General features: G+C 70.9%; 8 protein-coding genes. 4 read left to right on the forward strand and 4 right to left on the reverse strand.

Going from position 1 to position 11,746, the window contains the following annotated elements:
* Window positions 1-104: 104 nt before the first annotated feature.
* The 4 genes from ACFYQQ_RS15160 to ACFYQQ_RS15175 form a co-directional block, all read right to left on the reverse strand.
* Entirely contained in the window at window positions 105-1,454 is a 1,350-nt protein-coding gene (locus tag ACFYQQ_RS15160; protein WP_356164424.1) for a serine hydrolase domain-containing protein, read from the reverse strand.
* A 92-nt stretch (window positions 1,455-1,546) separates the two neighbouring features.
* Window positions 1,547-2,755: a cytochrome P450 gene (locus ACFYQQ_RS15165; protein ID WP_355793391.1), complete on the reverse strand. Its 1,209-nt coding sequence runs from the start codon at window positions 2,753-2,755 to the stop codon at window positions 1,547-1,549.
* 1,160 nt (window positions 2,756-3,915) lie between these two features.
* Window positions 3,916-4,701, reverse strand: a complete 786-nt coding sequence (locus ACFYQQ_RS15170; RefSeq protein ID WP_388904738.1) for a thioesterase II family protein — start codon at window positions 4,699-4,701, stop codon at window positions 3,916-3,918.
* Between the two features lie 250 nt (window positions 4,702-4,951).
* Window positions 4,952-5,935 (reverse strand): LacI family DNA-binding transcriptional regulator, encoded by a 984-nt coding sequence (locus ACFYQQ_RS15175; RefSeq protein WP_355786317.1) that lies wholly within the window; start codon window positions 5,933-5,935, stop codon window positions 4,952-4,954.
* A 283-nt stretch (window positions 5,936-6,218) separates the two neighbouring features.
* On the opposite strand from ACFYQQ_RS15175, the gene ACFYQQ_RS15180 reads away from it, so the two are divergent.
* From ACFYQQ_RS15180 to ACFYQQ_RS15195, 4 genes are all read left to right on the forward strand, one after another.
* Window positions 6,219-7,145: a sugar ABC transporter permease gene (locus ACFYQQ_RS15180; protein ID WP_356164428.1), complete on the forward strand. Its 927-nt coding sequence runs from the start codon at window positions 6,219-6,221 to the stop codon at window positions 7,143-7,145.
* A 5-nt stretch (window positions 7,146-7,150) separates the two neighbouring features.
* Window positions 7,151-8,104, forward strand: a complete 954-nt coding sequence (locus tag ACFYQQ_RS15185) for a carbohydrate ABC transporter permease (protein WP_355789520.1) — start codon at window positions 7,151-7,153, stop codon at window positions 8,102-8,104.
* A gap of 83 nt (window positions 8,105-8,187) precedes the next feature.
* Entirely contained in the window at window positions 8,188-9,528 is a 1,341-nt protein-coding gene (locus ACFYQQ_RS15190) for a sugar ABC transporter substrate-binding protein (RefSeq protein ID WP_355789517.1), read from the forward strand.
* Between the two features lie 98 nt (window positions 9,529-9,626).
* Window positions 9,627-11,687, forward strand: a complete 2,061-nt coding sequence (locus ACFYQQ_RS15195) for a beta-galactosidase (protein ID WP_388904741.1) — start codon at window positions 9,627-9,629, stop codon at window positions 11,685-11,687.
* Window positions 11,688-11,746 lie beyond the last annotated feature (59 nt).

Raw genomic sequence — 11,746 nt, forward strand, 5'->3', positions numbered from 1 at the left:
GGACGCGCGGACGCGGACAGCCCGGAGAGACAGCTGGAGGACCCACTGAGCGGTGGGGGGTGGCTGTCCGCGCGTGCGGCGGTGACGGTGACGGCGGCCCGGGGTCAGGGGGTGCCGGTGCGGCGGGCCGTGCGCCCGGAGATCTGCACGCGCTCGATCGCGCCCGTGGCGGGGTCGCGGTGGAACCGCCCGCCGGGCTCGCGCCGGCCGGTCGCCGGATCGATCAGGTCGCACGCCAGGTCCGGATAGCAGGCCAGCGGGATCGGGCAGTCGCCGTCCACGGAGAGGGTCGGCATGCCGTCGCTTCCGACGTCGATCCGGTACTCGGTGCCGCCGTTGCGATAGGTGCCCGCGCACTCCGGCAGCGGTACGGGACGGTCGTGGCGCGGGCGGGCCGGGGCGGTGGGAACCCGCATCCCGGTGAGCCGGGCGAGGTCGACGGTCAGGTCCTGCCACATGGCGGTGGCGCCCTTGGCGTTGCCGGCGAAGGCGACGACGACGCCGCTCTCGGGCTCGGCCCGCAGATGGCACGAGGTGCCCTGGGCGTTCCCGTCGTGCCCGCACCAGCGGCGGCCGTCCCGCTGGAAGAGCGCCGGGCCGAGGCCCCAGCCGCTCGCCAGGACGCCGGGGTCGGCGGCGGGTTCCTGGCGGCGCATCTGCGCGGCGGCGGAGTGCGGCAGCACATCGGAGCGCCCGACGAGCGCCTTGCCCAGGGCGGCCAGGTCGAGGGCGCTCGCCTGGACGGCGCCGGCGGGCGCCTCCAGCGGTGCCAGGTTCTGGTGTGCCGTACGTATCCGGCCCGAGGCGGTGTTGACGGCGTGTCCGGCGGCGGCCGGGCGGTCGGCGCGGGCGTCGCCGAGGAAGCAGGGCTCGGTGCCCAGGGGGTCGAGGAGCAGGGCCCGGACGGCTTCCCGCCAGGTCATCCCCGTCACCTCTTCGAGCAGCCGTCCGGCGGCGACGTAGCCGGCGTTGGAGTAGGAGAACGCGGTCCCGGGCTCGAACAGCGCGTCCTCGGCGGTGCAGACCGCGGAAAGGTAACGCGCGGCGGTGGTGCCGGCGGCGGTGTCCGAGTCGGGCCCGGTGGGCAGACCGGCGGTGTGACTGAGCAGGTGACGTACGGTCACCCCCGGTAACGCGCGTAACTCCGGGAGGAAGGAGGCGGCCGGATCGTCCAGGGCGAGGTCGCCGTCGTCGGCCAGCAGCATCACGGCGGCGGCGGTGTACGCCTTGGTGACCGAGCCCAGCGGGACGGCCGTGTCGGGGGTGAACGGGGTGCCCGTGGCGGCGTCGGCCGTGCCGGTGTGCAGGCTCAGGACGTGCGTCCCGAAGTCCACGACCAGCTGGGCGCCCGGTACCCGGTGCGTGTGGGCGAGGTGCTCCAGGCGGTGCTGCAGAGCCTCGCGCACGGGGGACGGTCGGCGGTCGGTGACCAGAGCGGCGGTGGGGTACGGCATGAGAAGGGGACTCCTGATGACTGCGGCTCAGGGCAGATGACGGACCGGTCCGCGAGGTGGGCGGGGCCGGGCCGGGGGAGATCTGCGCAGGGCTAGGGGCGGGTGACTTCGACCGGCAGATGGCGTACGCCGACGATGACGGCCGGGTTCTGGAACGTGACGTCGTCGTAGGACGGGACGTCCAGCGTGCGGAAACGTTCAAGCAGCATGCGCAGCGCGATGCGCGCTTCCAGCCGGGCCAGCGGCGCGCCGAAGCAGAAGTGGATGCCGTGGCCGAACGTCAGGTGGGGATTGGGGCTGCGGCGCAGGTCGAGGACGTCCGGCGAGGCGAACCGGGCGGGATCCCGGTTGGCCGCGCCCAGGTTCACCATCACCAGCGAGTCGGTGGGGATCTCGTGTCCGCCGAGCACCACGGGCCTGGTGACACGGCGTCCCAGCTCGGGGAAGGGCGGAAGCCACCGCAGCACCTCCTCGATGGCGTCCGGCAGTCCGCCGGGGTCGGCGCGCAGCGCGGCGAGCGAGCCGGGATGCCGGTCGAAGGTGCCGACGGCGTTGCCCAGCAGGGCAGTTGTGGTGATGTGCCCGGCGACCAGCAGCAGGGCGACGAACCCGACGATCTCCTGGTCCGCCATGCGCACGCCGTCGACCTCGGCGGCGAGGAGCTTGCTGGTGAGGTCGTCGCCGGGGTGGGCGCGGCGGTTGCGGATGTGCTCCAGGATGTAGCCGTTCATCTCGCGCACGGTCGGCGCGATGGCTTCCAGCGCCCGTTCCAGGTCGGCCATGTCGGGCGTCTCGCCGAGCTGGTCGCCGCTGAACAGGGTGCTCGCCCAGTCCTGGAAGAGCGTGTGGTCCTCGGGGGGTACGCCGAGCAGTTCGGCGATCACGATGATGGGGAGGGGGTAGGCCAGGGTGTCGACCAGGTCGAACCGGTCACGGTCGTCGACCGTGTCCAGTAATCGCGCGCAGACGGCTTCGATACGCGCTTCCAGTCCCTGCACCACCCGGGGGGTGAACGCCTGGCTGACCAGGGCGCGGAGCTTGCGGTGCTCCGGCGGGTCCATGCCGACGAAGTTGCCCTGCCGGAAGGTGTCGAAGTCCTGCTGGGTGGGTGCGATCGGGGACATGTCCGAGGAGTAGGTGGCCTGGTCCGCCAGGACGGCGGCGACACCCTGGTGGTCCACGACCTGCCACACGCCCTGCGCCTCGTCGTGGCGGACGGGGCCGGTCTCCCGCAACGACCGCCACCGGTCGGCCAGGACGTCCCAGACTAAGGAAGCCTCCGTCAGTTGCTTGCTTGTCACCTTTTCTCCCTTGAGATGTGGGCGTGCAGGCACAGCGAAATCACTGGTGGAGCGATGGTGTGCGGCGTGTCCGGGCCGCCGGACGCCGGCCGGTGAGCGGGCGTCGTACGGACCCGGCCGACGGGGACGAGGGCGCCGTGGCGAGCGCCCCGCTCAACGGCCGTCCGGCCGAACTCCCCCCGGTTGTACGCCGGTTGGCGCGCCCTTCACGGGCGGCACGCCGAGATCCCCCTGATTCCGGCAGCCTCCGCGCCGGCCCGTACGGTGGCCGTCCGCGAGGTCAGTGGAGTCGTTCGCGAAGGGTCAACACGCCCTCCGCACCGTACTTCGGCTCGTCGCCGGTGCGTGAACGGACGGTGGCACCTGCCTTGCGGGCCATGCCGACATCACAGCTCCCCCAGTGCATCTTCCCGCGCAGCCACTGCGCGGGGCTTGTCCCAGCTCACACGAACACGTGTGAGGCCCGCAGACTCCGGTCACCCGGGGCGGGATGCGTGGGTACGCACGCCGACAGATCCTGTTCGTTCCAGGCACGGTGCGTACTCCAGGACATCCTCGTCCCGGTCGAACTCGGCCCACAGTCTTCATGGCGAGTCATGTGATAGCAACCCCCAGAAGTTGAACGGAGAGTGCTGGTCACAGCCCGTCCGATGTGACCACCGAGTAGCTTTCCCGGGGCCTCATCCGCGTGCACGACGGTCCGCCCGGATCGCCGCTTCCGGCGGGTGCCCTGTCCGCCCGTTCTCAAACGTGCGAGCACCCACGACACTCGGCCGTTCCCGCCGGGCGTACGCCGAGGGGCGCTCCCACCAGGGCCGCAACCCCTGGACGTGGCACGTCAGTTGCCAGATCTCGCCACGCGCTCGGCTTCGGCGGCGGTTCGCCCGGCCCGTCCGGTCAGGCTCGGGGGCCTCCCCGCGAGGGCCTGGAGCGACAGATTCCGGCCGCTGGCCGCTCGTGGACGCCGGCCCCCGCGGCCGGGCGCACGGGGGCGCACGGTCACGCCCTGTGCGCGGGCACGTGCATCCGCCGGAGGCCGGTGCTCCCCGCACATGACACCGACGGGACCGGGGCTCGACGACACACGGTCACCATCGGCCGCAGGGCGAACTCACCCGCAGGGCCTTCGACTTGAAGCCCCGGACGCCGAGCGACCGCCCTCAGCCGCCGGAGTCCCGACCGGTCCCCCACGGCGCGGACCGGGCACGGTCCGCCACGAGCCGGGCCACGGCCGCCCGGTGCTCCGACAGGAAGAAGTGGCCGCCGGGAAAGGACTCCTGCCGGAAGTCGCCGGAGGTGTGCCGCTTCCAGGCGGCGGCATCCTCGGGCGTCACCCGCGCGTCCTGCTCGCCGGTGAGGCAGAGCACCGGCACGGGCACCGTGGTGTGCACGGCGGGGCGGTACAGCTCGACGGCACGGTAGTCGTTGCGGATGGCCGGAAGCAGCAGCTCCATCAGGTCCGGGCTGTGCACGATGCCGTCACCGGTCCCGCCGAGCGCGGCGAGATGGTCCATGACCTCCTGGTCCGAGCCGTGGTGCACGCCCTCACTCCGGTGCACCGACGGGGCCGAACGCCCGGAGACGACCAGATGGCGAGGTGCCCCCGGGTGTGCGGCGGCCAGCCGGACGGCGGTCTCGAACGCCACGGTCGCCCCCATGCTGTGGCCGAACAGTACGAGGGGCACGTGCGTCTCGGCGTAGCGCCGGAGCGACGGCACCACCTGGTCGGCGAGGCCCTCTACGGTGGGGACGAAGGGCTCGGCCAGCCGCTCCTGGCGCCCGGGGTACTGAACGGCCGAGAGGTCGAACTCGTCGGGGAAGTGCGGGGCGAACGGCGTGAAGAACGTGGCCGCGCCTCCGGCGTGCGGGAAGAACACCACGTGCGCCACCGGCTGCCGCCCCCTGCGCAGCTCCCGGATCCAGGGATCCCTGCTCGCCCTCACCACGACCCACCCCTCACCCCGACCGACAAGACACCGCCCCGGCACCCTGCACGCGGTTCCCGGCACCCAGCACCCAGCACCCGAGTTCACCTGACGCGCTCGACACCAGGCATCAACATCCGCATCACACAAGCCTCATGACTACCCGTCACAGCTCACCTCATGACCCACACCGGAAACACCGGCACGACGACGGGACAACCGCCGGGCGGAACGCGGATGTCTGCGACGCGGGGAGCCCCCCGGACGACCGCTAGCCGCGCGGCGCCGTACTGCCGCGCACCACGAGCTTCGTCGGGACGAGCGTGGTGCCGTGCTCCGCGCCCTCATGGCGCATCCGCCGCAGGACGCCCTCGACGCAGAGGCGGCCCACCTCCGCGAAGTCCTGGTGGACGGTGGTGAGGGGCGGCAGGAAGGAGCTCGCCTCCGGGATGTCGTCGAAGCCGATGACGCTGACGTCCTCGGGGATCCGGCGGCCCCGCTCGTGGAGCGCCCGCAGCAGGCCCAGCGCCATCTGGTCGTTGGCGGCGAACACCGCCGTGCACGCCTCGTCGTCGGCGAGCCGGAGTCCCGCCCGGTAGCCGGACTCCGCCGACCAGTCGCCCCGTACGACGGGCGGCACGAAGCGGCCGGCCTCGGTGAGCGCGGCCCGCCAGGCGTCGGCACGGCGCTGCGCGGCGAAGGACTCCTCGGGGCCGGCGAGGTGCCAGACCGAGGGGTGTCCGAGGTCCAGCAGGTGCCGGACGGCCGCCCGCGCTCCCCCGGCCTGGTCGGTGTCGACCACGGAGTAGCGGTCACCGGCGTCCGAGTCGGCGACGACGACCTGCACATGGGGCGGCAGGGAGATGGTCGCCGCGTCGAGGAGGTGCACCTCCATGATGGCGATGACCGCGTCGACGGCGAGTTCGCCGAGGCGGGAGAAGGCACCCCGCACCTCGTCCTGGGTGGGCACGGCGACGGGCAGGAGCGTGACGGCGTAGCCCTCTTGTGCGGCGGAGGTGGCGATGGCCTCCAGCGTCCGCATGTTGCCGGTGGTGGAGAGGTTGAAGGTGATCACGCCGATGGTGCGGAACTCGCCGCGCTTGAGGGCGCGGGCGGCGCTGTTGGGCCGGTAGCCCAGTTCCTTCATGGCGGCGAGCACCTGCCGCCGTGTCTCCTCGTTGACTCCGGAGTAGCCGTTGGAGACCCGCGAGACGGTCTGCGAGGACACCCCGGCGAGTCGGGCGACGTCCGCCATGGACGCACTCTGTGTACGACGCCCGGCTGGTTTCGCCCTGCGTTCGTGAGCCCGTTCCACCGGTGTTGAGGCGCTGTCCGCGGTGTCCACTCGTCTCCCTCGCTACCCGGGCCGCCGTATCGCGAAGCGACCCTTGACCACCGACATTGGGGCAGTGTAGACATGCCGCCATCAGATGTTTACGTAAACATAACAGCCCGAGGCACCGTCCGGACCTCCATGTTTACGTAAACATCGCGGCGGCGTGCGACGCCGGTTCCGAGATGGACGAGCGAGGAACGACATGACGACGCTTCAACCCCCCGCGGCCGTGCGCCGGCGCCCGGAGCGGCCCCCGGCGAAACCGGACCGCCGCTCCTGGGCGGGATGGGGGTTCATCGGCCCCTTCGCGGTGGTCTTCGCCTTCGTCTTCCTGGCGCCCATCGGCTATTCGATCTACCTCAGCCTCTTCCGGGACCAGCTCATCGGCGGCACGACCTTCGTCGGCCTGGACAACTACCAACAGGCGCTTCAGGACGACCAGTTCTGGTCCTCCCTGGTCCGGGTGTCGCTGTTCCTGCTGGTCCAGGTGCCGATCATGCTGGGGATCGCCCTGCTGGTGGCGCTGGCCCTGGACAGCGGGCGGCTCTACGGCACGGACTTCTTCCGCATCTCGATCTTCCTGCCCTACGCGGTGCCCGCCGTGGTCGCCACCCTCATGTGGGGCTTCATGTACGGCACCAAGTACGGGCTGGTGGGTGACATCAACGACGCGTTCGGCGTCACCCTGCCCGACCCGCTGTCGAGCGACCTGGTGCTCGCCTCCATCGGCAACATCGTCACCTGGGAGTTCGTCGGCTACAACATGCTGATCTTCTACTCAGCGCTGCGGGTCATCCCGAGCTCGCTCTACGAGGCCGCGGAGATCGACGGCGCCGGGCAGATCCGCGTCATCACCGCCATCAAACTCCCCGCGATCCGCGGCGCCCTGGTGATCGCGACGATCTTCTCGATCATCGGCAGCTTCCAGCTCTTCAACGAGCCGAACATCCTGCGGCCGCTGGCGCGGAACGCGATCACGACGGACTACACCCCGAACTTCTTCACATACTCGCTGTCCTTCAACGGCCAGCAGCACAACTACTCCGCGGCGGTCGCCATCATCATGGGCCTGATCACGATGGTCATCGCCTATGTCGTGCAGCTTCGCGGCATGCGCAAGGGAGCGTGACCTCGATGAGCAGCACGAGCAGCCCAGCCACCGTCTCCCCGTCCGCGGCCGCCCCGCCGGACCGCCCGGTCAAGGCCGTGCCCCGTCTGCGCAAGCGCGCCGAGCACGTCCCCGGACGGCCCCGGCGCAGCCTCCCGCTGACCGTGCTCACCGGACTGATCCTGGTCTACACCGTGGTGCCCCTGGTGTGGCTGCTGATCAGCGCCACCAAGACGCAGCAGGGGCTCGCCGACTCCTCCGGCCTGTGGTTCGCCGACGACTTCGCGCTCTGGGACAACATCCGCCAGACGTTCACCTACAACGACGGCATCTTCGGCCGCTGGCTCCTCAACACCCTGCTGTACGTCGTGCTCGGCGCCGGCGGTGCCACCTTCCTGGCGATCATCGGCGGCTACGCGCTGGCCAAGTTCGACTTCCCCGGCAAGCGCGGCGTCTTCGCCGTGGTCATCGGCGCCGTCGCCGTGCCCGGTACCGCTCTGGCGGTGCCGACCTTCCTGATGTTCAGCAAGATGGGGCTGACCGACACCCCGTGGGCGGTGATCATCCCCTCGCTGGTCTCGCCCTTCGGCCTCTACCTGATGTGGGTCTTCGCCACCGAGGCCATCCCCGTCGAACTGCTGGAGGCGGCCCGCATCGACGGAGCGGGCGAGGCGCGCACCTTCTTCCGCGTCGCCCTGCCGCTGCTGGCCCCGGGCATCGTGACCGTCCTGCTGTTCACCACGGTCGCGACCTGGAACAACTACTTCCTGCCGCTGATCATGCTCAAGGACCCCGACTGGTATCCCCTGACCCTCGGCCTGAGCGCCTGGAACTCCCAGGCCGAGACGATCGGCGGCGACGTGATCTTCAACCTCGTGATCACCGGTTCGCTGCTCACCATCGTGCCGCTGATCGCGGCGTTCCTCCTGCTGCAGAAGTACTGGCAGTCCGGCCTCGCCGCCGGAAGCGTCAAGGAATGACCCGCTCCCGGGCCACCACGCCGGCCGGTCCCGGCTCCTCCACCCACCGCCCGTCCCTCCCACGAAGAAGTGGAAGCACCTCCATGCGCAGAACGACCAGCCGCCTGATGCGCGGCCTCGCCGTCCTCTCCGTCCTCGCCCTGGGCGCCACCGCCTGCGGAGGCTCCGACGACGACAGCTCCGGTCAGAAGCCGGTCTCCGCCGACGACGTCCAGGCGGCTCTCAAGAAGGGCGGCAAGGTCACGGTCTGGGCCTGGGAGCCCACGCTCAAGACGGTCGCCGCCGACTTCGAGAAGAAGTACCCCAAGGTCGAGATCAACCTGGTCGGCGAGCGGTCGGGCGACAAGCACTACACCGCGCTGTCGAACGCGATCTCGGCCGAGAAGGGTGTTCCCGACGTCGCGCAGGTCGAGTACTTCGCGCTGGGCCAGTACTCCCTCACCAAGGGCCTGTCCGACCTGACCCCCTTCGGCGCGGACAAGCTCGCCGACAAGTACACCCCGGGCCCGTGGAACGCCGTGAGCGACGGTGACAAGGTCTACGGCCTGCCCATGGACTCCGGCCCCATGGCGCTCTACTACAACAAGAAGATCTTCGACAAGTACAAGATCGACGTGCCGACCACCTGGGACGAGTACGTCGAGGCGGCCCGCAAGCTGCACAAGGCCGACCCGAAGGTCTACATCGCCAACGACGCCGGCGACGCGGGCTTCACCACCAGCATGCTGTGGCAGGCCGGTTCGCGCCCCTACAAGGTCGACGGCACCAAGGTGAAGGTCGACTTCTCCGACGCGGGCGCCAAGAAGTACACCGACACCTGGCAGAAGCTGATCGACGAGAAGCTCCTCGCGCCGATCAACGGCTGGACCGACGACTGGTACAAGGGCCTGGGCGACGGCACCATAGCCACCCTCGCCAGCGGCGCCTGGATGCCCGCCAACTTCGTCACCGGCGTGCCGAACGCCTCCGGTGACTGGCGCGCCGCGCCGATGCCGGCCTGGACGAAGGGCGACAAGGCGAGCGCGGAGAACGGCGGCAGCTCCCTGGCCCTGCCCACGCTCGGCAAGAACAAGGAACTCGCCTACGCCTTCGTCGAGTACGCCAACTCCGGTGCCGGTGTGCAGAGCCGGGTCAAGGAGGGCGCCTTCCCGGCGACCAAGGCCGAGCTGGAGTCCGAGGAGTTCCGCAACACCGAGTTCGAGTACTTCGGCGGCCAGAAGGCCAACGAGATCTTCGCGGACTCCGCCGCCAACGTCGCCGACGACTGGTCGTACCTGCCCTTCCAGCAGTACGCCAACTCGATCTTCAACGACACCGTCGGCAAGGCCTACGTCGGCAGCACGAAGCTCGCCGACGGCTTGAAGTCCTGGCAGGACGCCTCCGTCAAGTACGGCAAGGAGCAGGGCTTCACCGTCGAGAACTGACGGTACGTCACCGAGCTGTCTGAGCACACCGTTTCACGTCGCCGCCCGGGGTGGCCGATCCACTCCCCCGCCCCGGGCGGCACACCGGAAGGACCACCATGATCTCCACCCTCCTGTCCCGGCTGCAGCACGGGCCGGACGGTGACCCCACCCCGCGCCTCGCGTACGGCGCCGACTACAACCCCGAGCAGTGGCCGCGCGAGGTGTGGGCCGAGGACGTCCGGCTGATGCGCGAGGCCGGCGTCAACATCGTCTCCGTGGGGATCTTCTCCTGGGCCCGCATCCAGCCCGCCCCGGACGAGTGGGACTTCGCCTGGCTCGACGAGATCATGGACCTGCTGCACGCGGGCGGCATCGGGGTCGACCTGGCCACCGCAACCGCCTCCCCGCCGCCCTGGCTCACCACGGCCCACCCGGAGATCCTTCCCGTCACCGCCTCGGGCGAGACGCTGTGGCCGGGGGCGCGGCAGCACTGGCGCCCCACCTCCCCCGTCTTCCGCGAGCACGCGCTGCGCCTGGTGCGCGCGATGGCCGAACGGTACGCGGACCATCCGGCGCTGGTGGCCTGGCACGTCTCCAACGAGCTGGGCTGCCACAACGTCTACGACTACTCCGACGACGCCGCCCGCGCCTTCCGCGTCTGGCTGCGCGCCCGCTACAGCACGCTCGACGCGCTCAACCACGCCTGGGGAACGGCCTTCTGGTCCCAGCGCTACAGCGACTGGGAGCAGATCCTGCCGCCCCGGCTGGCCGCCTCGCATCCGAACCCGACCCAGCAGCTGGACTTCAAGCGCTACTCGTCCGACGCGCTGAAGGAGTACCTGCGCGCGGAACGCGACGTGCTGCGCGAGCTCACCCCGGACGTTCCGGTCACCACGAACTTCATGGTGATGGGCGGCACGAAGGGCATGAACTACGCCGACTGGGCGGCCGAGATCGACTTCGTCTCCAACGACCACTACGTCGTGCCCGGCCCGCAGGACCGCGACGAGCTGTCCTTCTCCGCCAACCTCGTCAGCGGCATCTCCGCCGGCCGTCCGTGGTTCCTCATGGAGCACTCCACCAGCGCCGTCAACTGGCAGCCGATCAACGTGGCGAAGCGGCCCGGCGAGCTGGCCCGCGACTCGCTGGTGCACGTCGCGCACGGCGCCGACGCCGTCTGCTTCTTCCAGTGGCGCCAGTCGGCGGCCGGCGCCGAGAAGTACCACTCGGCGATGGTCCCGCACGCCGGACCCGACAGCGAGCTGTTCCGCGCGGTCACCGCACTCGGCAGCACCCTGCGGACGCTGGCCCCCGTCGCCGGCACCGAACGCGAGCCCGCCCGCGTCGGAATCGTCTTCGACTGGGAGTCGTGGTGGGCGAGCGAGCAGGACTCCCACCCGACCTCCCGCCTGGACTACCGCCAGGAGGCCCTCGACTGGTACTCGGCGCTGCTCGCGCTCGGCGTCCGGGCCGACGTCGTCACCGCGCAGGCCGAACTCGACCGCTACGACCTGCTGATCGCCCCCGTGCTGCACATGGTCCCGACCGCGCTGGCCAAGGACCTGACCCGGTACGTCGAGCAGGGCGGCCACCTGGTCACCACGTACTTCTCCGGTGTCGTCGACGAGAACGACCACGTCTGGCTCGGCGGCTACCCGGGGGCGCTGCGCGAGCTGCTCGGCATCCGCGTCGAGGAGTTCGGCCCGCTGCTGGACGGCGACGCCGTCGAGCTGGACCTGGACGGCGCCCCGACCGGCAGCCTGTGGACCGACCGGATCACCGTCACCGACCTAGACGTGGACGTCCTGGGCCGCTACCGCAGCGGTGCGCACACGGGACTGCCCGCCGTCACGCGCCGCACGGTGGGCCGGGGTTCGGCCGCGTACGTGTCCACCCGGCTCGGCGCGGACGGACTCGCCGGGCTGCTCCCCCGGCTGCTCACCCCGGCCGGTGTCACCTCCGAACTGCCCGACGCAGCACGGGGAGACGTCGAACTGACGGTGCGCCGCGGCTCCGGCGCCCGCTACCTGTTCCTGGTCAACCGGACCGACGCGCCGGTGCCGTTGGCCGGACTCGACGGGGAACTCCTGATCGGCCGGAAGGACGCCGACGGCGCGCTCGTCCTGCCGCCCCGGGACGTCGCCGTACTGCGCCAGCCCGACCTCCGACACCCCTGAGTCGAGCCTGATCCACGCCTGATTCGAGGGGGCACACCGTCGTGCCCCGCCCGCGGGGC

The organism is Streptomyces sp. NPDC005496 (genome assembly GCF_042872045.1).
In the GTDB taxonomy this organism is placed as follows: domain Bacteria; phylum Actinomycetota; class Actinomycetes; order Streptomycetales; family Streptomycetaceae; genus Streptomyces.

Coding starts and splice junctions, on each gene's coding strand:
- ACFYQQ_RS15185 (WP_355789520.1), top strand. CDS start 7,151: ATGAGCAGCACGAGCAGCCCAGCCACCGTCTCCCCGTCCGCGGCCGCC.
- ACFYQQ_RS15180 (WP_356164428.1), top strand. CDS start 6,219: ATGACGACGCTTCAACCCCCCGCGGCCGTGCGCCGGCGCCCGGAGCGG.
- ACFYQQ_RS15160 (WP_356164424.1), bottom strand. CDS start 1,454: ATGCCGTACCCCACCGCCGCTCTGGTCACCGACCGCCGACCGTCCCCC.
- ACFYQQ_RS15195 (WP_388904741.1), top strand. CDS start 9,627: ATGATCTCCACCCTCCTGTCCCGGCTGCAGCACGGGCCGGACGGTGAC.
- ACFYQQ_RS15190 (WP_355789517.1), top strand. CDS start 8,188: ATGCGCAGAACGACCAGCCGCCTGATGCGCGGCCTCGCCGTCCTCTCC.
- ACFYQQ_RS15175 (WP_355786317.1), bottom strand. CDS start 5,935: ATGGCGGACGTCGCCCGACTCGCCGGGGTGTCCTCGCAGACCGTCTCG.